The sequence below is a fragment of the Bacillus sp. SRL337 genome (assembly GCF_984799155.1).
Window position 1 is genome coordinate 1,440,317 of record NZ_OZ481793.1, and the last position, 26,236, is coordinate 1,466,552.

At 41.8% G+C, this 26,236-nt stretch carries 27 protein-coding genes; 17 read left to right on the plus strand and 10 right to left on the minus strand.

The genetic code is table 11. The features are described from left to right. Window positions 1–168 precede the first annotated feature (168 nt). From AC4E8A_RS07050 to AC4E8A_RS07060, 3 genes are read right to left on the minus strand one after another with little or no spacing between them, the layout of a single operon-like run. Window positions 169–753 (minus strand): hypothetical protein, encoded by a 585-nt coding sequence (locus AC4E8A_RS07050; RefSeq protein WP_490197622.1) that lies wholly within the window; start codon window positions 751–753, stop codon window positions 169–171. Then, the gene (locus tag AC4E8A_RS07055) at window positions 750–1,727 is read right to left on the minus strand and encodes a hypothetical protein (RefSeq protein ID WP_490197624.1); all 978 of its coding nucleotides are present in this window, start codon (window positions 1,725–1,727) and stop codon (window positions 750–752) included. Before AC4E8A_RS07055 ends, AC4E8A_RS07050 begins: the two co-directional genes overlap by 4 nt. Next, complete coding sequence (locus AC4E8A_RS07060; RefSeq protein WP_490197625.1) at window positions 1,634–2,167, minus strand: hypothetical protein; 534 nt, start codon at window positions 2,165–2,167, stop codon at window positions 1,634–1,636. The genes AC4E8A_RS07055 and AC4E8A_RS07060 overlap by 94 nt, the downstream gene beginning before the upstream one ends. Before the next feature lie 309 nt (window positions 2,168–2,476). Here AC4E8A_RS07060 and sigI point away from each other — a divergent pair, with 309 nt between their 5' ends. After that, window positions 2,477–3,229: an RNA polymerase sigma-I factor gene (sigI, locus tag AC4E8A_RS07065; RefSeq protein ID WP_490197626.1), complete on the plus strand. Its 753-nt coding sequence runs from the start codon at window positions 2,477–2,479 to the stop codon at window positions 3,227–3,229. Beyond that, window positions 3,226–4,314, plus strand: coding sequence for an anti-sigma factor domain-containing protein (locus AC4E8A_RS07070; RefSeq protein WP_490197628.1), 1,089 nt, complete (start codon window positions 3,226–3,228; stop codon window positions 4,312–4,314). Before sigI ends, AC4E8A_RS07070 begins: the two co-directional genes overlap by 4 nt. A gap of 39 nt (window positions 4,315–4,353) precedes the next feature. Here the strand turns inward: AC4E8A_RS07070 and AC4E8A_RS07075 are convergent, their stop codons facing one another. Next, window positions 4,354–4,545 carry an alpha/beta-type small acid-soluble spore protein gene (locus tag AC4E8A_RS07075; RefSeq protein ID WP_490197630.1) on the minus strand — a complete coding sequence of 64 codons (192 nt, stop codon included), beginning with the start codon at window positions 4,543–4,545 and terminating at the stop codon, window positions 4,354–4,356. A 178-nt stretch (window positions 4,546–4,723) separates the two neighbouring features. Here AC4E8A_RS07075 and AC4E8A_RS07080 point away from each other — a divergent pair, with 178 nt between their 5' ends. Beyond that, complete coding sequence (locus AC4E8A_RS07080) at window positions 4,724–4,900, plus strand: hypothetical protein (protein ID WP_490197631.1); 177 nt, start codon at window positions 4,724–4,726, stop codon at window positions 4,898–4,900. Then, the gene (locus AC4E8A_RS07085; RefSeq protein WP_490197633.1) at window positions 4,887–5,030 is read left to right on the plus strand and encodes a hypothetical protein; all 144 of its coding nucleotides are present in this window, start codon (window positions 4,887–4,889) and stop codon (window positions 5,028–5,030) included. The genes AC4E8A_RS07080 and AC4E8A_RS07085 overlap by 14 nt, the downstream gene beginning before the upstream one ends. A gap of 53 nt (window positions 5,031–5,083) precedes the next feature. On the opposite strand, the gene AC4E8A_RS07090 is transcribed toward AC4E8A_RS07085, so the two are convergent. Together AC4E8A_RS07090 and AC4E8A_RS07095 are read right to left on the minus strand one after the other, a co-directional pair. Next, complete coding sequence (locus AC4E8A_RS07090) at window positions 5,084–6,838, minus strand: B12-binding domain-containing radical SAM protein (protein ID WP_490197635.1); 1,755 nt, start codon at window positions 6,836–6,838, stop codon at window positions 5,084–5,086. 226 nt (window positions 6,839–7,064) lie between these two features. Beyond that, a complete protein-coding gene (locus tag AC4E8A_RS07095) occupies window positions 7,065–8,117 on the minus strand; it encodes an acyltransferase family protein (RefSeq protein ID WP_490197637.1) in 1,053 nt (350 codons plus the stop codon). Between the two features lie 269 nt (window positions 8,118–8,386). On the opposite strand from AC4E8A_RS07095, the gene AC4E8A_RS07100 reads away from it, so the two are divergent. The 4 genes from AC4E8A_RS07100 to AC4E8A_RS07115 all read left to right on the plus strand — a co-directional run bounded on the left by AC4E8A_RS07100 (window position 8,387) and on the right by AC4E8A_RS07115 (window position 12,425). Then, complete coding sequence (locus AC4E8A_RS07100) at window positions 8,387–10,552, plus strand: PAS domain S-box protein (RefSeq protein WP_490197638.1); 2,166 nt, start codon at window positions 8,387–8,389, stop codon at window positions 10,550–10,552. 6 nt (window positions 10,553–10,558) lie between these two features. Beyond that, window positions 10,559–11,020 (plus strand): methylated-DNA--[protein]-cysteine S-methyltransferase, encoded by a 462-nt coding sequence (locus AC4E8A_RS07105; RefSeq protein ID WP_490197639.1) that lies wholly within the window; start codon window positions 10,559–10,561, stop codon window positions 11,018–11,020. 409 nt (window positions 11,021–11,429) lie between these two features. After that, window positions 11,430–12,014, plus strand: coding sequence for a DUF2087 domain-containing protein (locus tag AC4E8A_RS07110; RefSeq protein WP_490197640.1), 585 nt, complete (start codon window positions 11,430–11,432; stop codon window positions 12,012–12,014). Between the two features lie 207 nt (window positions 12,015–12,221). Continuing rightward, window positions 12,222–12,425, plus strand: coding sequence for an aspartyl-phosphate phosphatase Spo0E family protein (locus AC4E8A_RS07115; protein WP_490197641.1), 204 nt, complete (start codon window positions 12,222–12,224; stop codon window positions 12,423–12,425). 135 nt (window positions 12,426–12,560) lie between these two features. Here the strand turns inward: AC4E8A_RS07115 and AC4E8A_RS07120 are convergent, their stop codons facing one another. Next, window positions 12,561–14,009, minus strand: coding sequence for an IS1182 family transposase (locus AC4E8A_RS07120; RefSeq protein WP_490197642.1), 1,449 nt, complete (start codon window positions 14,007–14,009; stop codon window positions 12,561–12,563). 455 nt (window positions 14,010–14,464) lie between these two features. Here AC4E8A_RS07120 and AC4E8A_RS07125 point away from each other — a divergent pair, with 455 nt between their 5' ends. Next, window positions 14,465–16,039 carry a bifunctional metallophosphatase/5'-nucleotidase gene (locus tag AC4E8A_RS07125; RefSeq protein ID WP_490197643.1) on the plus strand — a complete coding sequence of 525 codons (1,575 nt, stop codon included), beginning with the start codon at window positions 14,465–14,467 and terminating at the stop codon, window positions 16,037–16,039. A gap of 21 nt (window positions 16,040–16,060) precedes the next feature. Then, entirely contained in the window at window positions 16,061–16,519 is a 459-nt protein-coding gene (locus tag AC4E8A_RS07130; RefSeq protein WP_490197644.1) for a MarR family winged helix-turn-helix transcriptional regulator, read from the plus strand. Window positions 16,520–16,957: 438 nt separating this feature from the next. On the opposite strand, the gene AC4E8A_RS07135 is transcribed toward AC4E8A_RS07130, so the two are convergent. After that, complete coding sequence (locus AC4E8A_RS07135; RefSeq protein ID WP_490197645.1) at window positions 16,958–19,057, minus strand: ATP-dependent Clp protease ATP-binding subunit; 2,100 nt, start codon at window positions 19,055–19,057, stop codon at window positions 16,958–16,960. Between the two features lie 295 nt (window positions 19,058–19,352). Here AC4E8A_RS07135 and AC4E8A_RS07140 point away from each other — a divergent pair, with 295 nt between their 5' ends. Next, a complete protein-coding gene (locus AC4E8A_RS07140) occupies window positions 19,353–20,390 on the plus strand; it encodes a YkvI family membrane protein (RefSeq protein WP_490197646.1) in 1,038 nt (345 codons plus the stop codon). Window positions 20,391–20,457: 67 nt separating this feature from the next. Beyond that, window positions 20,458–20,583, plus strand: coding sequence for a DUF6254 family protein (locus tag AC4E8A_RS07145; protein ID WP_490197647.1), 126 nt, complete (start codon window positions 20,458–20,460; stop codon window positions 20,581–20,583). 81 nt (window positions 20,584–20,664) lie between these two features. Here the strand turns inward: AC4E8A_RS07145 and AC4E8A_RS07150 are convergent, their stop codons facing one another. Further along, the gene (locus tag AC4E8A_RS07150; RefSeq protein WP_490197648.1) at window positions 20,665–20,844 is read right to left on the minus strand and encodes a YkvS family protein; all 180 of its coding nucleotides are present in this window, start codon (window positions 20,842–20,844) and stop codon (window positions 20,665–20,667) included. Window positions 20,845–21,101: 257 nt separating this feature from the next. On the opposite strand from AC4E8A_RS07150, the gene AC4E8A_RS07155 reads away from it, so the two are divergent. Next, window positions 21,102–21,296, plus strand: a complete 195-nt coding sequence (locus AC4E8A_RS07155) for a hypothetical protein (RefSeq protein WP_490197649.1) — start codon at window positions 21,102–21,104, stop codon at window positions 21,294–21,296. A gap of 94 nt (window positions 21,297–21,390) precedes the next feature. After that, window positions 21,391–22,134 carry an SDR family NAD(P)-dependent oxidoreductase gene (locus tag AC4E8A_RS07160; RefSeq protein ID WP_490197650.1) on the plus strand — a complete coding sequence of 248 codons (744 nt, stop codon included), beginning with the start codon at window positions 21,391–21,393 and terminating at the stop codon, window positions 22,132–22,134. A 184-nt stretch (window positions 22,135–22,318) separates the two neighbouring features. Here the strand turns inward: AC4E8A_RS07160 and AC4E8A_RS07165 are convergent, their stop codons facing one another. After that, window positions 22,319–22,696: a PilZ domain-containing protein gene (locus tag AC4E8A_RS07165; RefSeq protein ID WP_490197651.1), complete on the minus strand. Its 378-nt coding sequence runs from the start codon at window positions 22,694–22,696 to the stop codon at window positions 22,319–22,321. Window positions 22,697–22,833: 137 nt separating this feature from the next. On the opposite strand from AC4E8A_RS07165, the gene AC4E8A_RS07170 reads away from it, so the two are divergent. The 3 genes from AC4E8A_RS07170 to AC4E8A_RS07180 are packed head-to-tail and all read left to right on the plus strand — an operon-like array spanning window position 22,834 to window position 26,212. Continuing rightward, window positions 22,834–23,766, plus strand: a complete 933-nt coding sequence (locus AC4E8A_RS07170) for an AAA family ATPase (RefSeq protein WP_490197652.1) — start codon at window positions 22,834–22,836, stop codon at window positions 23,764–23,766. 2 nt (window positions 23,767–23,768) lie between these two features. Next, a complete protein-coding gene (locus tag AC4E8A_RS07175; RefSeq protein ID WP_490197653.1) occupies window positions 23,769–24,962 on the plus strand; it encodes a DUF58 domain-containing protein in 1,194 nt (397 codons plus the stop codon). Continuing rightward, a complete protein-coding gene (locus AC4E8A_RS07180) occupies window positions 24,932–26,212 on the plus strand; it encodes a DUF4129 domain-containing protein (RefSeq protein WP_490197655.1) in 1,281 nt (426 codons plus the stop codon). Before AC4E8A_RS07175 ends, AC4E8A_RS07180 begins: the two co-directional genes overlap by 31 nt. Window positions 26,213–26,236: the final 24 nt, after the last annotated feature.

Here is a 26,236-nt window from a genome sequence, read left to right on the forward strand (position 1 = left end):
CTAATTGTGCGTAACAAAGATAAATCCGACCGACTCTTCTTCCTGACAAAGGAAGAAGAGTCGGTGTTTTTTAGGAAAGCATGGTGTGTATGGTCTTTTTTTACCAAAGTAGTTATAGAAACCTTTCAAACGTACATACAGCCATGGCACCTGGTGATTCCATGCCAATCAGGCCCGATGATTCTCATTCCTGTCCCGATTTCTGCAGGATCGCGCCCCCTGCGCCTCCTTTCCAGCGGTTCCTGTCCTGATTTCTGCAGAATCGCGCCCCCTGCGCCTCCTTTCCAGCGGTTCCTGTCCTGATTTCTGCAGAATCGCGCCCCCGTGGCCACCTTTCCAGCGATTTCTGTCCCGATTCGTCCGGAATCGCGACAGCCCGGCCGCCTTTCCAGCGGTTCCTGTCCCGAGTCGTCCGGAATCGCGACACTTAGGCCTCCTCATCACCGGATTCTGTCCCGATTTCCCCAGAATCGCGACAGCCCGGCCACCTTTCCAGCGATTCCTGTCCCGATTTGTCCGGAATCGCGACAGCCCGGCCGCCTTTCTAGCGATTCCTGTCCCGATTTCTGCAGAATCGCGACTCCTCGGCCGCCTTTCCAGCGGTTCCTGTCCCGATTCGTCCGGAATCGCGCCACCGTGGCCACCTTTCCAGCGGTTTCTGTCCCGATTTCCCCAGAATCGCGACAGCCCGGCCACCTTTCCAGCGATTCCTGTCCCGAGTCGTCCGGAATCGCGCCACCGTGGCCACCTCACCAGCGGTTCCTGTCCCGATTTCTGCAGAATCGCGACAGCCCGGCCACCTTTCCAGCGGTTCCTGTCCCGAATCGTCCGGAATCGCGACACTTAGGCCTCCTCATCACCGGATTCTGTCCCGATTTCTGCAGAATCGCGCCAGCCCGGCCACCTTTCCAGCGGTTCCTGTCCCGATTTGTCCGGAATCGCGACACCTTGGCCGCCTCATCACCGGATTCTGTCCCGATTTCCCCAGAATCGCGCCAGCCCGGCCACCTTTCTAGCGATTCCTGTCCCGATTTCTGCAGAATCGCGACTCCTCGGCCGCCTTTCCAGCGGTTCCTGTCCCGAGTCGTCCGGAATCGCGCCCCCGTGGCCACCTCACCAGCGGTTCCTGTCCCGAGTCGTCCGGAATCCCGCCCCCGTGGCCACCTTTCCAGCGGTTCCTGTCCTGATTTCTGCAGAATCGCGCCCCCGTGGCCACCTTTCCAGCGATTTCTGTCCCGATTCGTCCGGAATCGCGACAGCCCGGCCGCCTTTCCAGCGGTTCCTGTCCCGAGTCGTCCGGAATCGCGACACTTAGGCCTCCTCATCACCGGATTCTGTCCCGATTTCCCCAGAATCGCGACAGCCCGGCCACCTTTCCAGCGATTCCTGTCCCGATTTGTCCGGAATCGCGACAGCCCGGCCGCCTTTCTAGCGATTCCTGTCCCGATTTCTGCAGAATCGCGACTCCTCGGCCGCCTTTCCAGCGGTTCCTGTCCCGATTCGTCCGGAATCGCGCCACCGTGGCCACCTTTCCAGCGGTTTCTGTCCCGATTTCCCCAGAATCGCGACAGCCCGGCCACCTTTCCAGCGATTCCTGTCCCGAGTCGTCCGGAATCGCGCCACCGTGGCCACCTCACCAGCGGTTCCTGTCCCGATTTCTGCAGAATCGCGACAGCCCGGCCACCTTTCCAGCGGTTCCTGTCCCGAATCGTCCGGAATCGCGACACTTAGGCCTCCTCATCACCGGATTCTGTCCCGATTTCTGCAGAATCGCGCCAGCCCGGCCACCTTTCCAGCGGTTCCTGTCCCGATTTGTCCGGAATCGCGACACCTTGGCCGCCTCATCACCGGATTCTGTCCCGATTTCCCCAGAATCGCGCCAGCCCGGCCACCTTTCTAGCGATTCCTGTCCCGATTTCTGCAGAATCGCGACTCCTCGGCCGCCTTTCCAGCGGTTCCTGTCCCGATTCGTCCGGAATCGCGCGCCCGTGGCCACCTCACCAGCGGTTTCTGTCCCGATTTCTGCAGAATCGCGCCAGCCCGGCCACCTTTCCAGCGATTTCTGTCCCGATTGGTCCAGAATCGCGCCAGCCCGGCCGCCTTTCCAGCGATTCCTGTCCTGATTCGTCCAGAATCGCGACCCCCAGGCCTCTCTCCATAAGAACATCCAGAAAAGCTATGCAAAATTCAGCGGAAAAATGGAGAGGTGAAAAGGAAGCAGAACTTGCGGAAGAAGCAGCCGCTGACATAGAAACTGAGGAGGCAGCAGGAACCTGAATAACAAGCAGCCAAAATTAATAAAAAAACTGGTTTGAAGCAATAAATACCATTTTCCTAGTCAAACAGTAGTCCATGGAGGCTGTCTCTTGATACTCACCTGTGAAAAGCAGATTTAAAGAGGCGCCTTTTCCATATTCAAGTACCTTCATGGGTGATTTCAACATGATATAATAAGGGTCGGAATGAGGTGAGACTAATGCTGAATGTGCTATTGATTTTTACAGCAAACAGGACTAAGAAAGTTACTCTGGAGAAGACCGCAGAAGAAATACAAAAAGGTAAAAAAGAATTGGTGAACCAGGTACTTGAGGATTATAAGCCTTTTGTGAAAAAGGTTGTTTCTTCTGTATGCAAGAGATACATATATGAGAGTGATGATGAGTTCAGTGTTGGTCTTATTGCTTTTCACGATGCTATATATAAATATAACAGCGAACGAGGGGCTTCATTTTTGAGCTTTTCGGAAGTGATAATTAAACGAAAAGTGATCGACTATATCAGGATGAATGGCCGCCATCAGACTATCAGTATGGAAACAAGTTTTGAAAATGAGGAGGGAGAATCCAGAAACATCATGACGGAAACTCTTTCCATGGACCAATATAACCGAGGCAAAGTAGTAAGTGACAGAAAAGAAGAGATATCGGCTTTTAGTAAAGAATTAAAAAAATATTCTCTCAGCTTCGATGATTTGGTTAAAAATTCTCCAAAGCATGAAGATGCCCGGATCAATGCCATTTCAATTGCTGGAAAAATAGTGTCCACTCCATCTTTTTTGGAGTACTTACAGGACAAGAAGCGTTTGCCGATTAAGAGACTGGAAAAAGAAGTTGGGTTCAGCAGAAAAACCATTGAACGAAATAGAAAATATATCATTGCCATAACCATCATTATCATGGGGGATTTTTATTATCTTAAGGATTACTTAAAAGGGCGGATGAAACAATGAAAAAAGGAATCGTTATGGAGGTTAAATCGGATACCATCATCATGATGACTCCTGAAGGGGAATTTATTAAGTCCAGAAAACAGCCATCAGTACAATATGAAATAGGAGAAGAACTGACTTTGTTCCCTCAAGAGTATAAAGACAGCAATTCATTTATCTTTGATCGGTGGACACAGAAGTTTTCTATTAAACCGATCTTAGCGGGAGCCGCCGCATTGCTTATGCTAATATTCATACTACTTCCTGCAGGTAATGATCACGGGGTCTATGCTTATGTTTCTGTTGATATCAATCCAAGCTTCGAGATAAGCATCGATGGACATCGTGAAGTTATACAGATAAAACCTTTTAATGACAAAGCGAAAAGGATACTGGAAGACCTCTCTGATTGGAAGGGGAAATCTGTTTCTGAGATCACAGAAGAGATGATCACTTTGAGTACTGAAAATGGTTATATGAATGAGCAAAAAAAGGTGTCCCTTACAACAGTCTTTACGGAAAAAGCGGGAGAAAAGGATAGGCGTTCCATTGAAAATGAAATAGAGGAGCTCACATCAGAAGAGAGTAAGGAAGGAACAGCCGATATTTCTTCGGTTGAATCAAGCTTGGAAATAAGAGAAGAAGCTGCAGCAGCAGGAATGTCTACAGGCCAATTGTTGATGAACAAAGAAAAACCGCAACAAAAGAGGTCTGAAAAAATCACACAACCGTCAGTTCCTGAAAATAAAAAAGAGGAAAAAGCTGAAGTACAGACAAAACCGCTTCCTAAAGCAGCCGATAAAAGGCAGGATCATGTAAAAGAAAAACAGGCACCTCAAACGACGAATGGCAGCAACCTAAAAGAAAAACAGAACCGATCTGGTCATGGATCGGATAAGAAAGAAGAAGACAAGAGCAGGGGAAGCAATGGAGATCATTCCCATCGAGAAGACAAACATCCTGGTAAAAAAGCCAAGGATGGTACACCTCAAAGTAATCATGAAGAAAAGCATCAAGGGGATAATAGCAAAGGCAATAAAGATTCAAATGAAAAACGTAAAGACAACTCTTCTGGTAATGGCGGCAAAAGAGGAGATGCACACTAAACAAGGCTGCCGCCGGCAGCCTTGTTTTTTATAATGATATTACTTTCCCTTAAGCTGTGTCTGAGCTTGTTTCACTAAACGCTTAGTAATTTCTCCGCCTACTGAACCGTTGGAACGTGAAACGGTATCTGAACCTAGTGTAACCCCAAATTCCTGGGCGATTTCATATTTCACTTGATCCATAAATTGCTCCACGCCAGGAACTAATAATTTATTTGAACTTCTAGCCATGCTGATTCCCTCCTCTTTAGCTGTTTTTGTTGTTTCTATTGTTATCTTTTCACTATTTAAAAAGAAAATGAGTGGTAATTTTTCGCATGCCTGGATGACTGATGTTGAGTACGGATTGAATGAAAATAAGTTACACGGAAAAACTAAATCCAGTACACTCTAAAAGGAGATGACATAAATGGCGAAACGCAAAGCAGAATTTGATGCCGCAGAAAAAAATAATAAAACACCAAGAAAGAATTTGGCAGAGCAAAAGGATTTCAGTGCCGAATTTGCAGAAGATGAAAATCCGGCTAAAGGTAAAAACAGAAATTCAAAACATGGCAGGGAAGGCAGAATGAATGATGAAAGATAAACCAAAAAAGAATGTGGAAAAACAGGATTTCCAAGAAGAGTTTGGCATGGAGTTTGGCGATTTCAATGCTGCTAAACACTTTGAACCGCCACATGCAAATAAAAAGCAGGACAACAAAAAAGATTGTTAATTGTCAAAAAGGTTAAGCCAGTCCGGCTTAACCTTTTTGCAGCTATAAAGTAGTCAAATATCTTGAGATAGCTCCAAGTCAGATGCAGTATATAATTGAGCAGATCCCGAGGCTGGATCGTAATAGGCGAGAAGGCAGCAAGGTTCCTCTATTAGTCCGGCTCCAGATGGTGTTACGGGAAGTTTCTCCAAAAGGGTATGCTTGTGCAGGTCTTTTTCGTTTAAGTTCAACTTGATGAAGTCACTGCCGAACAATGCGGGATCCTGTAATATCAATTGATATACTTGAGAACGGTCCCGTTTCTCGAGTGTCGGCTCCCACCATGCCTTTCTTGGTTTATATCGCTGATTCTTTAAGTAGTCATATTTCATGATCGCTTCAATAGTCGCAATGTGTTTAATCCTTGTCTCTGAAAGGAATTCATGAAGCCTTCTGAATAAATCCTCAAGCTGGTGACCGATCCTTGACCAGCCCCGTCCTTCCCAGTAGGAGCCAAAGCTTTGGAAGAAATCAAATGGTGTTTCGAAGACATGGGTAACCAGGTATTCGATGGTTTCATCCATCCGGTGATCATTCCAATACTTCTCCAATACATCTTCCACTTGTTTGATCCTTACAATATCATCAAAGGATAGGATGTTGTTCCCCAGTATTTCATACGGTGCATTATCCATATAAATGTAGTCATGATTTTTTGCGTTGATTCTTAACCCGGTCCCTCTCAGCATTTTCAAAAAGCCCAGCTGGAGTTCCTCAGGCCTTAATGCAAAGACATCATTGAATGTTTTACGGAAGGATTGATAATCTTCTTCAGGCAAGCCGGCAATCAAATCAAGATGCTGATCGATTTTCTTTCCTTCCTTCACCATAGTGACTGTTCTGGTCAGCTTTGAGAAGTTCTGCTTTCGCAACACGAGATCATTGGTTTCATCATTTGTGGATTGGACACCGATTTCGAAACGGAACAATCCAGCAGGGGCTTCTTTATTTAAGAAGTCGATAACCTCCGGACGCATAATATCAGCAGTGATTTCAAATTGAAAAACCGTTCCGGGAAGATGTTCATCAATAAGGAAGCGAAACATTTCCATCGCATAACTTCGGCTGATATTAAATGTCCTGTCGACAAACTTGATTGTTTTTGCCCCATTTTTCATCAGGAAACGGATATCATCTTTAACTTTTTCCCTGTCGAAGTAACGGACGCCCACTTCAATGGAAGAGAGGCAGAACTGACATCGGAATGGACATCCCCGGCTTGTTTCAATATACGTTACCCGTTTAGAAAGATCTTTTAAATCTTCTTCAAATCTAAATGGAGATGGTAATTCCCTAAGGTCAAGCTTGTTCCGCTGTGGATTGATTTTTACCTTGCCGTCTTTCAAATAACCAATCCCATTAACCTCTTCCCAATTTCGATCGCCATAGATCTGGCCAAGAAGGCTTTTGAATGTTTCTTCCCCTTCGCCAATAACAATGAAGTCGACTTCGGGCAAACGCTCCAGCCAATAAGGGACATCATAAGATACCTCTGGCCCGCCAAAGATCACGATTGTTTCAGGAGAGATCTTTTTCAGCATTTTTACAACCGCTATCGTCTCTTCTATGTTCCATATATAACAACTGAACCCAATGACATCGGCATTTTTTGTATAAAGGTCTGAAACGATGTTCATCTGGGGATCTTTGATGGTATATTCAGCCATTTCGACTTTGTAATCCGGCTCTGAAAATGCTTTAAGGTTCCTGATTGCTAAGTTTGTGTGTATATATTTGGCATTTAATGTGCTTAGTACAGCTTTTTTCATTATAAATCTCCTTTTATGTACGTAAAAAAGTTAGAGCAACAGTACTTTAACATTGTAACCAAGCAAGGCACTAAACTCAACGTTATTCGGTATTTTGACCTATTTCCAAATTATATGAAGGAATTTGGCGGTACGGGTGAGAATATGTATAAAAAAGTTAAAAGACCGGCATTAGTGCCGGTCTGGTACTTTAAAGGCTGACAAAATAGGTCTATTGGCATCAGCATCAATACTTCATATTTTCAGTATATCTCTTTTTATAGTTTTTCAGACTTTTCAATAGTTTAACGAATTTACTTGTTTTCAGCTCAATCAATGGTTGTGTCAAAGAGGTAAATGGCCCGCTGGATAATAGTACAGTCAGGATAAAGGAAGCAGCAACCAGTAAGGTGATCGACTGGATCGGCGGCAGGATATCCGGGTAAGGAGTCTCGCGGAAAAGCTTTATGAAAAAGCCATGTATCAGATAAACATATAGAGTACTGGCTCCCCATTTAGTGAAGAAATGCCTGCTCTTTGGAACAAAAGCGAAAAAGCTGAATGACATTGCGATATTCATTAGATAAACACCGCTTCTCTCTATTGCACTAAAGAATTCTTTTCCGCCAAGTTGTTCATAGGATTTGGAATGCAGCAGCCACTTATCTGAAAACTCTGGTACAAAAAACATGAAAATGAATACAGCTGCCGGAATGAAGGCTGCAGCAATACGGGCTTTGTTCGTTCTGATCTTGGAGAAATGTTCCTTTTTCAAATAGTATCCAAGAAGAAACAGCGGGAAGAACACAAATGTCCTGGAAAGGCTCAGGTAATTGGAAACAGTGTCGACAAACCCAATGGCGATACCTAGAGCAAATGCAATAAGCAATGCTTTAGTCTGAGTCAGTTTCCATTTTCGCACAAACAAATACAGCAGGATGTTCCAGCAGAATAAACTCAACAAAAACCACATGGACCATTGTGGATCATAAATATCAATCGTCAAGCTGTTCTTGTCATATAGAAAATAATAATAGATCGTATAAATAACTTGGAATAAAAGATACGGCAGGATCAGTTTTTTAAATAACTTTGGGATATAACCTTTCTTATGGAATCCTTTGGCGAAAAAGCCTGAAACAATGATAAAGGCAGGCATATGAAAGGTATACAGCGTTTTATACAAGGCCAGAACTATTTGATCGTGCTCAATGAAAGAACGGAGAAAGTGGCCAAATACGACCAGGAATATCAGAATGACCTTTGCGTTATCAAAGTAATAATTTCTAGTTTTCTTCATGGAGTTCACCAACTTTGAATAGTTTTAAGATTTACTGCTGTGCAGTCTGTTAGAGATATCCTCAAATACCGGATAGGAAAAAGCGGAAAGGACGCTTCTGCACTCCTAAGGTATCAAAAAATATATCTTGAAAGTACCCTTTCAATCGAATCTTAAACTATAAATAACGGAAACGATATAATCGGAAACTAACCTGTAAACATTCTGAAACAGAAGAAAGATACTATTGGATAAAAGGCAAAGATGCATGGTAATAGGAGGAAAGTGGAATGACCAACAATCAAACGTATAAGCCTCATCAAGCTGTTAGTCCTTTGGATGACTTAGAGTACAGGGTGATTTTAGAGGCTTCACCCGCCCCGATTTTGATCGTGAATAAAGATTTATCCATCATTGAAGCCAATTCAGCAGCGCTCGATTTGCTGGAGGCAGAAGAAAAATCCTTGCTGCATCAGTCATTTGTCCAATTCTTTCAAGATGTACCCGAACCGATTTTTTCTCAATATGAAAAGGTTGTAATAGAGGGAGGGGAGATAGAAGATGAAACGCTGCTGACAACCCCAGGAGGAACCCTTAAACATATTGACTTAAAGATTACCAAATCAAAGAAAAGCAATTATGCGTTCTTTTTTTTGCGAGATATAACAAGTGAGCGCGAGAAACAAAGAAACGACCATATGAACCTTCATATGCTTAATAATATCTTTCAGCAGGCTGCCGAAGGAATTCTCTTGTTTGATAAACATGGGATTATCCAAGAGGCAAACCAGGCATTCTGCAAGCAGGTGAATCTTAAGAAAAGAGAGGTTTTAAGCAGGAGAGTGGCTTCCTTCATTCCTGAAAACTTTCATTTTAAAGTGTTGAAAATCAAAGAACTTCTTGATTCAGGAAGACAAGCGAGGGGAGAGATGCCGATTACCCATTCTGAGGGGGTATCAGTTGTCGAATATACAACGACCCCTTATGTTAATCATGAACTGCATATGGCCATCCTCCGGGATATCACTGAAAAGAGACAGATGGAAATCCAGTTGAAGCGGAGTGAAGAATTGTTTAAAGACCTTTTTGAGGAAGCGATCGATGCAATTGTATTATGGGATCAAGATGGACGGGTACTCCGTGCTAACAGATCTGCCTTGAAGATCTTTGAATGCTCACTTTCGGAAATTCTGACCAAAAAGATTGAAGACTTTGTTTATCCGCTGGAAATGTCTAAGTTTGAGTCGGTAACCCATGAGCTCAAATCCAAAGGTGCGGTCCGGGATGAAGTGTTGTTCCTTATGCCAAATAATCAATTAAAGCACCTGGAATTCACCTCTAAACTGCATTCGGTGGACGGATATAATATGACCATCTTCCGAAACGTCAGTGAAAGGCATCAAATGGAAAAGAGTCTGCGGGAAAGTGAAGAACGGTTCCGAAAGATTTTTGAAGGAACACTGGATGGAATGGTCCTGACCAATCATTCAGGACAGTTGGTCGATGCCAACCCGGTCGCCCTCAAGATCTTATCCACCAATAAAGAAAAGTTGATTGGCAGTGATATTAAAGATATATTTATGATTAAAGAAAATGAAGATAAGGAATACCAGCGTTATCAGGAAAAGTTGAAGGAAGAGGGCCAGGCAAGCTTTCTAAAACTGATGAAAACCAATGAAGACCGCCAGCAGCATCTGGAGCTTTCCTCTAAATATAATCTCTTATCCAATTTGAATTTGACTGTTATAAGAGATATAACAGAAGAAGTTGAACTACAGGACCAGCTGAGAAAATCCGATACTTTGTCTGTTGTTGGGGAGCTCGCTGCAGGCATAGCCCATGAAATACGGAACCCGATGACGGCTTTGAAGGGCTTTATTCAGCTTCTTGAAAATAGTATGGAAACCGATCATGAAATGTATTTCCACGTCATACAGTCAGAACTTCAAAGGATTGAGTCAATCATCACTGAATTTTTGATACTTGCAAAGCCGCAGGCTGTTCAATATCAGGAAACGGACCTTACGAAAATCATGAAAGAAACACTGGAACTTTTGAGAGCACAAGCAGTCATGCATAATGTACAGTTTAAGGAGCAGTATGACAGTGGAATAGCTTCCATTTATGCTGAACCGAATCAATTAAAACAGGTTTTTATAAATATTGTAAAAAATGCAATTGAGGTGATGCCGAAGGGGGGCATAATCACCATTGTCATTTCAGAAAAAAATGCAGAAACCCTCCGAATCTCCATCACGGATGAAGGGATCGGCATCCCAAAAGAAAAAATAAAAAAATTGGGGGAACCATTTTATACAACCAAGGAAAGAGGAACAGGGCTTGGTCTGATGGTCACTTTCAAGATTGTTGAAGAACATGAAGGTACGGTAGAGGTGGAAAGTGAGTTGGGTAGCGGTACCACATTCCATATTGATTTCCCGAGTGTGAAAGGATGAAAACCAATGAATATAGAAAGCATCGTGATTGCCAGTCCGATCGGGAATCTGAAAATTACGGCAGAAGAGAACTTCCTTAGAAAAGTGGAATTTGTAATGGACGCGGAATCAACCAATGAACATGAACTACTTATGGAAGCGGCGAATCAGTTGGAAGAATACTTCAAGGGAGTTAGGACAGAGTTCGACCTGCCTCTCAGGACCAAAGGAACTCCATTTCAGGAAGCCGTCTGGAAAGCCCTGCAGGACATTCCCTATGGAAGTACTTGCAGTTATAAGGATATCGCTGAGAAAATTAATAATCCTAAAGCAGTGAGGGCGATTGGCCAGGCGAATAAAGCTAATTCTCTTCCCATCCTCATCCCGTGCCATAGGGTGGTGGGGAAGGATCAATCGCTGACAGGTTACGCAGGGAGTCAGGTGGATAAAAAAGAAATCCTTCTCGGGCTGGAAAAAGCAACTCAATAAAGAAGTTTTCAAAGCCTCGAGCTATCCAGAACTCGGTTTCGTCTCTTGTATCGAAAATCAAACGATTTAATTTAATACCCTGGACTTTCTCTACAAGCTGAAACCTCAAGTTATATTGAGGTTTTTTTGTATTTAAAGGCTCTTTTCGTAAACTTTGTTGCTATTCAATATAAATTTCAACTAATATCCTGGTAAATCGTCGTTAAAACCGCGGTGAGCAGGAAAGAAAAGAGCTGCCCGTTCTTTTTCGAGAGTAAAACCCTATGAATACAGGGGAAAAATCCGGCACTTTGGATTTTTCCGAAAACAACAATATATGCGAAAACAGCCTATTTAAATGAATTGACAGTGCAATCTGATTAGATGATAATGAAATTAGATACACATCTAATTAGAAAGGGGGGATCGAATGCAGCTTGAAAAGCTTGTTGCCTTTTATAAGACAATAGGGGATCCGGCCAGATTGAAGATCATCATGCTTTTGAAAGAAGGGCCATTACATGGACTTGCGATTGCCGGAAAACTGGGGCTTTCAGCTCCGACTATTTCTCATCACCTGACAAAGCTTAGGGACATTAATCTGGTGTATTCACGCAGGGAAAAAAATTCATTGTATTATCATTTAAATCAGAAAGTAATCCAACATCATGGGAATGTCCTGTTAAAGATGGCGGAAGAAAGAAAGGGGGATAAAGAAGCGATGGTTCAAATTCAAAAAGAAAAACAAAAGGTTATCAACAACTTTTTCTCTGCCGATGGAAAGTTAACTCACATCCCGGCTCAGCGAAAAAAGAAGCTGTTCGTCTTTGAACATATAATAGAAGGTTTGAAAGCGGGGGTGAAATACGAGGAAAAGGAGATTAATGAATATATTAAACAATTCCATGAAGATTATGCCACCATCAGGAGGGAATTCATAATAAATCATTTTATGTACAGAGAAAACGGAATCTATGAAATGAATCCAAAGGAAATGTGGGCTGCAATTGAATAGTCACCTAAATCCCAGCCAGTTACACGAGGCTGGGATTTTGTCGTAATTCGTCAGATTGTATATTATATATGGAGGTCTTTTTGGGAGATTTTGTCTTGTTTTAGCGATACTATTTACTTTTATATCTAATGTTGCGATACTTCAAATGTATCCCTGATTATAGAATACACTGAGATTCCATATACAGACAGAAAGGTGAGAGTTTCAATGATGTTCCCATTTGATAAAGTCTACCAAAAAGCCATCCTTTATAGAATTGCTAAAAGACAAAAAGAAATGCTCGAGATAGGCACTGAATTCGGCTTAAATGACAGCCGGACGGTTGAAAGCAGCCAGGAGCTTGACAAACTTATTACAAAATATCAGGAAATAAACTATATAAAGAACGCTCAACAAAGTTCCCCGCATTGAAACCGGGGGCACTGAAAATCTGCCGATTTCTAAACTATAACTAAAATTAATAAAGAAAAAGCCACCCCTTCTTCCTATAAAAGGAAGAAGGGGTGGCTTTTTCTTGGATATAAACATATATGCTGCCCTTTATTATCACATTAGTTTTAGGATCCTTTTAATATTTACCGCAAATATAGCCATGGCACCTTGTAATTCCATGCCAATTAGACCCGAGGATTCTTCTACATCATACCCGTGTCTGTGTTTTAGTTCACTATTTTTCGCTTCAATTTTATATCGTTCTTTTGCCTTTTCCTTAAAATACTCGCTTTCCTGGAATTTTGCTTGGGAGGAGTGCTGATCGGACTTTATAGTAACGGAATACGTCTTACTTTTGGCTCCTTCCTTGTAGCACCCTTCTCTCAGTGGGCATCTCTTACATTTATCCACGTCATAATAATAGGTGTCTGCCTGGTTTTTGCCTACTCCTTTTTTACCTTGCCTAGCTTTCCTTATAGCCATATGTCCTGCCTTGCAGACATACATACCCGCATCCTTATTGAATTCGAATTCGTCCTCTTTTTTTCGAGCACCCTGAGTGATTAGAGGGTTCAATTTTGAAACCAGTTTGATTTCATTTCCTTCACAATATTCAATATTATCTTTCTCGGAATAGGCCGCATCCCCAATAACCGTCTCCACTTCTATGCCCGCGTTTTTACTTTTCTCTATGAGTGTCTGCAGTTCTTTCCCGTCACTCTTTTCTCCAGTGGTAATGGTTGCGGCTGTAATAATACGTTCTTCACTCATCGCAAGATGAGTTTTATAGCCAAAAAAGGAGGAATCTGCTGTTTTGTGTCCCACTTTGGCATCCTGATCATTCATGCACTGGAGCTGCTCAATATCATCGGCAACCGTTTCTTTCAGGAGATTAAGCTGTTCCTTCACTTTGGGATATTCTAAAAGGATTTCTTCCTTTTCTATCACCTTAATGAGCTTTTGTGAGTAGGTTATCTCATCTTCCAGAACATCATTGGTTGGCTTCACAGGGAACTTGTCCTTCATACTTTCGTTAATCTTATAAATCGATTTTCTAAGATTCTTGGAGCGCTCCATAAGAATTTCCTTTGGCTTCATTTGATTATAGCGGGCTTTGGTATGGGTGGCATCAACAATAATGGACTTACTTTTTATAATTTCTTTCTCTATGGCAATCTCAACCGTCTTGTTGACAAGCATGTCTAATAAGTTCATGTCCTTTAACCTAAGTTTACGAAACTTAGTCAGAGAACTTGAATCAATGACGGGCTCTTCTGGAGCCATATTCAAAAAATACTTGAAAGACATATCATATTTAGACCGCTCAACAATATCGACATCTGATACATCGTGAATGGTTTTCAAAAACAAATATTTGAACATGCGAATAGGATCAATCGCATTTCGCCCATTATCATGACAATATTTATTCTTTAATTCATCAAAAATAAAGGAGAAATCGATTAAATCGTTTATTTTCCTTAACATATTGTCCTGAGGAACGACGATATCATAAAGGTCCATATACTTACTGAACATCATTGTTTGTTGTTGTTGAATCACTGGAAACCACCCACTTAATATTGTTAGTTCTATTATAAAGTAAGGATTTATTAGCGGGTAGTGTTCTTTTTTCTCAATGTTGATTGGAGTGGAAGGTGCACGACCTCCTGCGGGACTAGCGGGACAGGTGAGACCCCGCAGGCGAAGCCGAGGAGGCTCAACGCCCGCCCCGCGGAGTCGTGCACCTGGAACGGAAATCAACATTTTTTCGTAAAATCTGAAGTAAAAAAGGCAGAATCGCTCTTTGAGGTGAGTGATTCTGCCTTTTAGAACTTTATTGGACTTTTTCAGTGCCCTCATTGAAACCGGGGGACTTTTTTTATTTTCCAAACAATCATAAAAGGACAGATTCCCTCTTTAAATCTGGATTGATGGAATAAGCGCATCTGTAACGAAATGATACAACCTGCAGGGAAATTTGATACAATACCTATAAGAGAGAACGCTGGAGGTAAATGATGTCACAAATCTCATTGACGATAGTGGAAACAAGTGATGTTCATGGGAACATCTTTCCTATAAATTATGGAACCAATGAATTACAACCAGTAGGATTGGCCAAGGCAGCCACATTGATCAAGCGGATTCAAAAGGAAAATGAACTTGTGATCACTCTGGATAACGGTGATGTCATTCAAGGTACACCGATGACATACCACTATGTGAAAAAAATGGCTGATAAAACAAATCCTATGGTCAAGGTCCTGAATCATCTGAATTATGATGGAGCAGTCATAGGAAACCATGAGTTCAACTATGGAATGAGGACAATAAATGATGCTGTTGACCAATCCAATTTCCCCTGGCTTTGCGCAAATATTATTGATAAACAGACTGGGAAGCCTTACTTTGGACAGCCATATTTAATCAAAGAATTTACTAACGGATTAAAGGCCGCCATACTTGGAGTAACGACCCATTATATACCCAATTGGGAAAATCCTGAATATATTGAAGGGCTTGCATTCAAGGATGCGTTTGATGCTGTCAGGCAATGGGTCGGATATATCAGGGAAAATGAAAAGCCGGATATAATGATTGTTTCCTATCACGGCGGATTCGAAAGCGACATTGAAACAGGAGAGCAGACAGAGCCTCATACCGGGGAAAATCAAGGCTTTAGAATTTGTTCTGAAATCGACGGTATTGATGTATTGCTGACAGGTCACCAGCACCGCCAGTTGACCGGCATGGTGAAGGGAGTACTGATCCTACAGCCCGGATCCAATGGCCAATACCTGGGATGTGCAGATATCGTGCTTGACAAGATAAACGGTAAATGGGAAATTGTGGGAAAAGAGCCAAGATTGCTTCCAGTAGGTTTTGAGGAAGAAGATGAACATGTACTGCAGCTGACAAATGAATATGAAACAAGGACCCAGGAATGGCTCGATCAGCCAATAGGATTCATACAGGGAGACATGACGATTACCGACCCGCTGGAAGCAAGAATGATCGAACACCCATTGGTTGAATTTATCAATAAAGTCCAAATGGATGCACTGGGAGTGAACATTTCGAATACTGCTTTGTTCAACAACTCTGCAACAGGGTTCCCAACTACAGTGACCATGAGGGATTTAGTCTCGAATTATGTATACCCCAATACATTGACTGCCATTGAAATCAGCGGGAAAGATATGAAGCAGGCATTGGAGCGGTCAGCTTCTTATTTTCTGCTGAATGACAAGGGACAAGTAATGGTGAACCCGGATTTTTCTACACCAAAACCACAGCACTATAATTATGATATGTGGGAAGGCATTGAATATACAATCAAGGTCGGCAATGAAATAGGCAGCCGGATTGAGAATCTGGAATACAAAGGAAAGCCAGTCGATATGGCAGGGAAGTACACAGTTGTGATGAACAATTACCGTGCTGGCGGTGGGGGAGAGTACCCTATGTTTAAAAACCGTCCTGTTATCAAATCAAGCCAAATTGATATGACTGAATTGCTCGCTAACTATTTTATGAGACACAAGAAAGTACCAGCTGCTGTCAACCACAACTGGAAAGTTGTAAAATAGGTATAATAACTTTAAAAGGAAATGATCAAAATGGAAGAAAGAAAAGATATAGAACAATCACTGAAGTTATTTATTGTACTGTCACGCGCTTATAAAGCCATCAATGAGGATGTGCAGGTTTTTATTCAAAACAATGGATTGAATATGACGGAATTTGCCGTTCTTGAACTGCTTTACCATAAAGGCGATCAGCCGCTGCAGCAGATAGGCGGAAAAATACTGCTGGCAAGCGGAAGTATTACGTATGTCGTGGACAAGCTGGAGAAGAAAGGTCTGATCAGGCGGGTGGCCTGTCCTAGTGACCGCCGTGTGACATATGCCCAAATTACAGAAGAGGGAAAAGAATTCATCGGTGAGCTATTTCCACGCCATGAAAAACAAATCCATCAGTTGATGTCTGTATTGGATAGTGAGGAAAAAGAAACAGCGATCGAATTGTTGAAGAGAGTAGGTTTGTCAATCAAGGATTTATCTTATTGATGACCGGGGAGAGTATTCATGAGAATACTCTCTTTTTGCATGGCTCTTTTCGTAAACTTTGTTGCTATCTGATATTAATTCCGAAAGATTATGGAGTAATGAACCAGAAAAAACCCTGTTTAACAAGAGAGAAAAGAGCTTCTCTCTTCGTTCAGAGCGAAAATCGTAGTATGCAGGGGGAAAATCCAGCTTTTGGGATTTTTCCGAAAGCAACAATATATGCGAAAACAGCCTTTTGCATTCAATAATGGCCGGAATTTTTTTGAATGAATGCACAGGCTGTCTCATGAACGCTTCATAGAATCCTTTTTCCTGTTTTTAGATGCACCAGGATGTCTTATAAATTATTATCCAATTTAATCAATTTCTATCTCAACTTGAATTCAACCTGAAGCAAAAAAAGCCATGCTTCCAACCGAGGAAGCATGGCTTTTCGCATTACTTGATCACAATTTCATTATCTTCAATGACAGCAGTCATTTCTTTTTTGCCTGGATGGTCCAGGATGAAGTCCGCAATGGAGTCTTCAAGTGTTTCTTGAATGATTCTGCGCAATGGCCGTGCTCCAAAGGCAGGATGGTATCCATCTTCAACAAGCTTATCTTTGACTTCTTCTGACACAGTCAAATTAATTTCCTGCTCCTCAAGAACTCCATACAATTCATTCAGGAGGATATCAATAATCTTCTTCAAATCATCAGTACCCAAAGAATTGAACTCAACAATATTGTCGAAGCGATTCAAGAATTCAGGTCTGAAAAAATCTTTCAATTTTTCTAAAGTCGATGTTTCTTTCATTGTGTGGCTTGTAAAGCCTACATGTTTTTCTTTGAAGCCGACCCCCGCATTGCTTGTCATGATGATGACAGAGTCTTTGAAACTGACGGTTCTGCCTTGGCTGTCAGTCAGGCGCCCATCCTCAAGGATTTGAAGGAACATATGCTGTACATCCGGATGAGCTTTTTCAATTTCATCAAGCAGTATTATACTGTATGGATTTCTGCGTACCTTTTCTGATAACTGCCCTGCTTCTTCATGTCCTACATAGCCTGGAGGTGAACCAATCAATTTGGAAATGCTGTGTTTCTCCATATACTCACTCATATCCAGCCTGATCATGGAATCAGCAGTACCAAACAGTTCTTGGGCAAGAGATTTGGTTAGCTCTGTTTTCCCAACCCCGGTTGGACCGATGAATAGGAATGAACCAATTGGACGATTCTTGTTTTTAAGACCTGCCCTGCTTCTTCTGATTGCTTTGGCAACTGTTTTTACTGCTTCTTCCTGCCCGATAACCTGGCTGTTCAGTTTAAACTGGAGTTCTTTCATTTTTTTATGTTCATCTTCCTGAAGTTTTCCTACAGGAATCCCAGTTTTCTTTTCAATTAATTCTTTGATAAGATCAGAGTTCACTACAGGATAGAGGTTATCATCCTGGTTTTCTATCGTTCTTTCCAGCTGAACTTCTTCGTCCCTCAGTTTGGCTGCAAGTTCATAATTCTCTTCAGACAGTGCGGCCTCTTTCTCTGCTGCAATTTGAGAGAGTCTGCTTCGGCCTCCATCTATAGTTTGATGCCCGCTTCTCAGGTTTTCGTGAGAGCCTGCTTCATCAAGGAGATCGATTGCTTTATCCGGCAGGAAACGATCCTGAATATAACGTTTTGAAAGAATGACACAGTTTTCGATCGCTTCGTCGCTGAACCTCACCTCGTGATAGTCTTCATATTTTTTTTGCAAGCCTTTCAATATCTCAATTGCGGCTTGTTCTGAAGGCTCTTTGACGTGAATGGGTTGAAAGCGTCTTTCCAACGCGGCATCTTTCTCAATTTGTCTGTACTCTTTCAACGTCGTCGCACCGATCAACTGCAGTTCCCCTCTTGCAAGGGCAGGTTTAAGAATATTTCCTGCATCCATGCTGCCTTCTGCAGAACCTGCGCCGACAATCAAGTGAATTTCATCGATGAATAACAGGATGTTCTTTCTGCTCTGAAGTTCTTCAATCAGGGCTTTTATGCGTTCCTCGAATTGGCCTCGGATACCTGTGTTCGCTACTAACGAGGCAACATCCAGAAGATAGACCTCTTTATTCAGTAGTTTGGATGGAACCTCACGATTGGCAATCTTAATGGCTAAGCCTTCTGCAATTGCTGTTTTCCCGACTCCAGGCTCCCCGATCAATACAGGATTATTTTTATTCCTCCGGTTTAAAACCTCAATCATTCTATCTAGTTCATCATCCCGCCCGATGACTGGGTCTATAAGGTCAGCCTTGGCAAGTTGTGTTAAGTTCCGGCCGTATTGATCCAAGAAGGACTTCTCTTTGTTTCCTTCCTGTGAAGTTGATTTATGAAAAGCCTGGTGCTCTCCTCCAGCTCCACTCCCACCAAAGAAATTTTGGAAAGGGTTATTTGGAGAGCTGCTCATTTCCTTTTCATTTGTATAGCATTCATGACAGAGAAATAATGATTTTTTGTGACCATTAACGTTAAAATGCAGGTTTATTTTGGCAGTGTTCTCTTGGCAATTTTGACAAAGCATAAATTATTCCTCCTAAATAAGTATTAGTTCTTTGACTTTGATTAACTTTGACTAAATTTATATTTTAAAAAGAAAAGACATAATATAGTTTGATCATCTTTGACCTATTTTTCATTATACTTTGACTAATTTTGACTTTCAAGCAATCTGTTTAAGGCAATTATTTCCTCTTGTGAAGAAGGTTTGTACTTCTTAAATGCCCTGCTTGTACATAAGGTTAAATAGCGGGCTTAACAAATTAAAGCTGCGATAAATAATTTGCAATACAACAAGCATGCGTAATGAGGTGAAATAGATGAAAAGATGGAGCGGTATATTTCAATTAGCGGCAGTTTACGTTGGTACTATCATCGGAGCGGGGTTTGCCACTGGAAGGGAAATTGTTGAATTCTTCACCAGATTTGGTTTCATTGGTTTGATCGGCATCCTTATCAGCGGATATTTATTTATATTTCTAGGTTCTAAAATCATGGTCAAAGCACATGAAATCAAGGCAGCATCTTATGAAGAATTTAATGAATATTTATTTGGTAAATGGTTCTCGAAATTCATGAACATCCTTATGATGCTCATGCTTCTTGGGGTAACGGCCGTCATGTTATCAGGTGCAGGGGCTGTTTTTGAAGAGCAGTTAAATATGAACAAACAGACAGGGGTACTGCTGTCAATCTTCCTTGGATTCATCGTAATGGTAATTGGCATGAAAGGGTTATTCGCAGTTAATACCCTCGTTGTTCCCACCATGATTATCTTCAATATTTCCATTATGCTGACCATTATTGTTGATCCTGATTTTTTTGAAGCCGTACTGAGAATACCTCACGCAGAGGATGGATGGAAAGCAGTCATAAGCCCTTTTACGTACGCAGCTTTTAATCTGGCGATGGCTCAAGCAGTCCTTGTGCCGGTTGCCGCCCAAATCAAGGACATCAAAACAGTAAAATATGGTGGGATCCTTGGAGGCGTTCTGCTTACGGTGATATTGGTGTCGAGCCATTTCACACTGGTAATGATACCGAATGTTACTAGTTATGAAATCCCTATGGCAATCGTAATGAAAAGTATGGCAGGCAGCTTATATGGTATCTACATTTTCATAATCTTTGGAGAGATATTCACTTCCATTATTGGCGGGGTTTTCGGCCTGGAGAAACAGATGGCCAATTATTGGAATGGGAAAAGAATCTTCATAACTCTTGGTATATTTCTCATTGTTTATCTTCTGAGTTTCTTTGAGTACAGTCAGCTGCTTTCCTATTTATATCCTCTATTCGGTTATCTGAGTTTATTGTTCATCATTTTGTTGTGGATGAAACCGGACGAATCCAACTGATAGTGGGAAGGGAATAAACCTCAGAAAAACAGCCATCATAGAAAAGACGCTAAAGGAGGGATTGTTCATGACAAAATCAAAACATGAAAAAGAAAGGCAATGGAATGTTAGAAAACAGGATCAGCATCCCCATGGGAAAGTGGAGTCTTATAAAGAGCTGGAAGGAGAAACCATCTCAAAAGGGAAACAGTAATGAGGACGGATATTCGTCAAGAAACCACGCGAAAAGGCAAAAGCCTGGTACTCCTAAATGGAGAATCCGGGCTTTTGGCTGTTAGGCTTCAATTATTTTATAATTTTTATGATTGACAACTGTTTTTTCTTCCAGCTCAAGGTCGCGGTAATTCTCCATGAATGTCAGGTCGACGATGACAGAGTTTTCATTCACTTTTTCAACGATGCCTTTTAAGCCGTCCCGAAATTCAATTAGGTTACCTACTTCTGCTTTTTTCACAAAAATCTCTCCTTTGTCAAAAGTTTCAGAAACAATTAATTACAGTTTGCCTTAAAATTACAAAAAGGTAAAGGGCTTTATTATAATATTATTCTAATAATCTGTTTATTTGTAAAGAGAAATGACAATTTTCGGCTAATTTTACCGTAGGAAACGAAGATGTTCCCATTTTTTGATTAACGGTGGTAGAATAAAAGTGTTAAAAAGCTATAGTAGGCTAATAAATTTTTGAAAAGTAATGAAAGGGGGAAAGTGAGATGGATGATCAGGAGATACTGGCGATCCTCGACGAGTTAAGAAGTGGAGAAGTCAGGGAGTACAGAGTACAAAAAGGGGAGTTCTTGAAATTCAGGCAGCATTTGATCGCTCAGGACGATTTTAAACATTTTAGAGGGATTGCCCAGCAAGGCGGGGATATTATATACACCTATTTGGAAACACCAAGAAGTTAAAATCTGCCTATAAATGGGCAGGTTTTTTTTGGATACAAGAGATCGGAGGTTTGTGTAAAAGAGAAACAGGAAAAATGAAGAAAAAAGGAGGCCAATGATGAATTACAATAAAACAGCGATTGTGACGGGCGGCGCCAACGGAATTGGTAAGGCCATCGTGAAGGAACTTTATAAGGAAGGATACACCATTATCCTTGTTGATAAACAGGAAGAAGATGGTCTCCGGTTTTCAAGGGAAATAGATGCTGCTGGAAATAAGGTCATCTTTAAAAAGTGCGATGTGGGAAAGTATGATGATGTGAAGGCATTATTTTCAGTCATTAAAGAAGAGTTCGATAAAATTGATGTTCTGGTGAACAATGCCGGGGTATCCAAGTTTAAGGATTTCTGGGAAATGGAGGCATCAGACTGGGAGGAAGTGATTTCGACTAATTTAAGCAGTGTATTCTTCCTCAGTAAAGAAGCCGCGCCGCTAATGAGAGAATATGGCGGAAGTATTGTCAATATGGCGTCTACAAGGGCAACTATGTCAGAAGCGAATACTGAGGCATACTCTGCAAGCAAGGGCGGAATCATTTCTATAACCCACGCGTTAGCTATTACGCTGAGTGATTATAATATCCGTGTGAACAGTATCAGTCCCGGCTGGATAGAAACAGATGATTATGAAGCATTGAGAGAAGTGGACCATTCTCAGCATCCATCCAACCGTGTCGGCAGACCTGAAGATGTTGCCAGGGCATGTATCTTCCTGTGCCATGAGGAAAATCATTTCATTAATGGTGAAAATCTTGTAATAGATGGCGGCATGACAAGAAAGATGATTTATGAACACTGATCATAATTCCTTTTGTAGCCGCACGAGATTAATGGTTCCAACTAACACACCAAATGATAGGCAGGATGCTTCATGACATAATGAATCCTCCGATTGATGATTTCATAAGGGTTAAATAGGCAGCAGATTAGCGAATCTGAATGCTTTGTAATTTATATAAGGGATAGAAAAGAAGCAGAAAAAATCACTGCTTCTTTTTTATTTCTTTTGTAAAAGTTTTCAATGTGTCGATGATGAACTGCTCAGTCTTTGAATCTTCAGCCGCCTTGAATCCATACATAAATCCCGTTCCTGAAGGCCTTTTCCATATGGGATGCCCGGCAATGACCATTTCGTGCCCGTTCATGTTGAGATAAATCTCCATGTGAAAGTCAAAGCGGTCAACAGGCAGATTGAATTTGGTCTTGAACCTCATCCCTTTAGGACTTATATCAAGAATATGCAAACTTCCTTCCTTTGTGGAAATCAGCTCATTTTCTTTTTGAAGCATTATTTTGAATCTGCCTGGGAAGGTGTCTTTAAAGGTATATCGAAAGGATTCATCTCGTTTAAACGGTTTCATTCTCCCACCCGCCTATTCGTCTTTTTATTCATTCTATCGGAACATTAGGAGTTAGACAACAAATGAAGAATATTTGGAAGATTTTAAATAAAAAGAAGTTCTTGTGATATAATTCATGGGAGAATGGGGGGGTCCGTATGTTCGTCAATAGATTAAAAAATGAAATTGGAAAAGTAATGGTAGGGATGGATAAAGAAGTAGAATTGGTAAGTATAGCCCTTTTGCAGGGAGGCCATATTTTGTTTGAAAGCGTTCCGGGTACAGGTAAAACGATGCTTGCGAAAACCTTTGCAGGCTGTATTCAATCAAGTTTCTGCAGAATCCAGTTCACGCCTGATGTCCTTCCGAGTGACGTAACGGGTATTCAATACTTCAATCCAAAGGAACAGGAGTTTGAACTGCGCCCGGGTCCAGTCGTCACTAATGTGCTGCTTGCTGATGAAATAAACAGGGCTACACCGAGGACTCAATCGAGTCTGCTTGAAGTAATGGAAGAAAAGCAGGTTACAATCGAAGGGAAAACGCTAAAGCTTGAGGAGCCTTTCATTGTATTGGCAACACAGAATCCAGTGGAGTCACAACAGGGTACGTTTCCTCTCCCTGCAGCCCAGCTGGACAGGTTCCTGATGAAAGTCCCGATTACATATCCTGAATTTGAGAGTGAAAGAGAGATGTTAAGGCGGTTCAAGGAACATCAGCCGCTTGATACTATTCAAACGGTGATTACTCCTGAAGAACTGACGGAGTATGCGAAACAGGTGAAAGAAGTTCATGTATCCGAAGACATCGAGTCATACATATTGCAAATAACAAGAAAAACCAGGGAACATGAATTAATTGAGCTGGGGGTAAGCCCGCGCGCCAGCCTTGCATTGTTTCGTGCTGCTCAAGGAATGGCCTATATCAATGAAAGGGATTATGTTATACCAGCAGATATTAAGAAAGTAGCTGCATTTGTTCTCAGCCATAGAATATCTCTCACACCCGAAGCTTCATTGATCAAGACAAATGAACGTGTGATGGAAGAACTGATTAAAGAAGTACTGGTCCCGGTTGAATCGAGGGTTTAACGGTGGAGTGGAAAAGAGAGACATCCGATTCTAATTTAATTTCCGCCTGCATTTTCTTGTGTTTATTCTTGTCACTGCTTGGTTTAATACTGCAAAACCTGATGATTTTATCAATATTCCTTCTGTCTTTTGCCCTATTTTATGGCTCTCAGAGTTATATCCATCATGCGGGAAAAAGGCTGGTATTCAAAAACGAAAGAAATAAGGAAAAATTCAACAAAGGGGATCGGGGAGAGTGGTCATTTAAATTTGAGAATACAGGATTGCCGATCCTAAATGGATCACTCATCCTTCGCTTTGATGATGTTGTCATTCCGATTGGGATTGATTACGATGAGTTTCCTGGCGGGATCATTGAAATGAAGATTCCTTTTTCATTGAGCCAAAATGAAAGGATTGAAGTGAGGTTCCCGATTGAAGCAAGAAGGAGAGGGCTGGCCAGGATAGCAAAACTTACAGTGGATATCCCGAATTTGTTCGGCAGCGGCGGTATTCAAATGCAGTATGACAAACCGGTGAAATCAGATATTTTGGTCTTTCCTCAGAGTAAGTCTGTGGATGGGTTTACCTCTGCGCATACAAAGATCCAGGGGGATTTTACCGTCCTGAATTCTTTATTCAATGATCCATTTCAACCGGTAGGCACCAGAGAGTATACACCCGGTGACAGCTTTGCAAGTATCAATTGGAAAGCCACTGCCAAGATGCAGTCGCTGCAGACAAAGATTCATTCCCCGGCAACCAGCCGGAATTGGTTGATTACCTTGAATATATCAGCACATTATTCCATAACAAGTAATTTGGAGGAGATGATTGAACGTACAGCCTATATTATTGAAATGGCTGCAAAACAGGGCATTCCTTTCGCGTTGGCAGTAAATGTCCGGTCATTCAGCGGGACTCCATTTTACTATTTGACAGCCGGAGAAGGAATGAAGCAAAGGCAAAGGGCGCTTGAACTGCTTTCCGTCCTTTCTGCAGATGACGTGACCTTTCCCTTCAGCCAACTGTATCAATTTTTACTCATGCATCATCAGGTTCCACCTGTACTTATTTCGATAGGGGAGCAGGATAAAGAAAGTGAAAAGCTCCTATCGATAATGAACCAAAGGGACGTTTCCGTGTTTCAGTTGGAAAATCATAAAGAGCAAGGAGTTTTGCAGGAATGGAAGCAGCAGAGCAGGAAATACGCTTAGCAGGAAAGAACGCTTACCATCTCAAAGTATCTGTTAAATTAACCGCAGATGCTTTGATGCTGCTGGCAGTTCTTACTTTTTTTACTAATGAAAATTTCTTTATGTTCCGGTGCATCCCTTTCATCGGCCTTTCACTTATTGTAACCTTCCCGTTAATTTGGATGGGGTTGGAGACAAGCAGAAAATTCAATAAAACTTTTACTGGTATCGGTTTGACTCTGTTTTTAACTGGCCAACTCTTTTTGGGGATTCCATGGTGGCTTTCTATTCTTATTTTATTTTTGCTTCATTGGAGAGTGTCCACCCACTTGGAAGAAGAAAGGAATTCTCGTTATGAGATGGCCGGAGGATATATGCTGGGACTTATGATTGTGTCCCTTATATCATATGCTTACCAAAATATATACGAAAAGCAGCCTACAGAATTCATTTTGGTGATTTTTCTCTGTGGGATGCTCTTTTACACGGCAGGCACCTATATTGTGAGATATACAGAGAGCACAGAACATTCAAAGAGGTCGACCAGAATGAGGTCAGCCAAACTTCCAGTAGTTTATGGAGGCATTTTAGTAACTCTTGCGGCCGTGACTGCTTTTTTGAATGGAACGGTGAGCGGTCTGCTGAATAAGATGTTTGAATGGTTTTTTTGGATGCTGTCTTTTTTGATTGACCCTATTTGGAAGCTGGTCAACTGGTGTTTAAGCTTGCTGCCAAAAAGTGTTTCAGAAGGGTGGGAGACCCTAAGGAGACCTGACAAAAAACGGCCATATGAGATTACTCCGGAACAGCTTGAGAATGGGGGAGAGCTCTCATTTTCATGGTGGAATGAGGCGCTTATCGGAATCTTATTGCTTGTGATTGTCTTCTATGTCTGGAGACGTTTTAGGAACAATGGCTGGAGTGGGGACGATGATACCAAAAGATATGCAGGCTATTCCTCCTTTAAGGAAGCTGTTTTGCCAGATGGAGACACGCAAACAGTAAATATCCCTTATTCAAGCCCGGATAGTGAAATCAGAAAAGGAATTTTTTCTTTAGAAAAACGGGCAGAAGGAAAAGGGATGCCGCGTCAGAACGGCGAAACGATTCAAGAATGGTTCACAAGGTTAGGTTTTCAGGAAGACCAGGAATTTTATCGAGTGTATGAAGCGGCAAGGTACGGAAATAAACAGATTACCGATGATAAACTCGCCTTGTTTAAACAGGGAGTAGAACGTGTGGCGGAAAGGATAGAGAATGAAGATTCATAAAAGATGTTAAAAAAGAGCATAGAG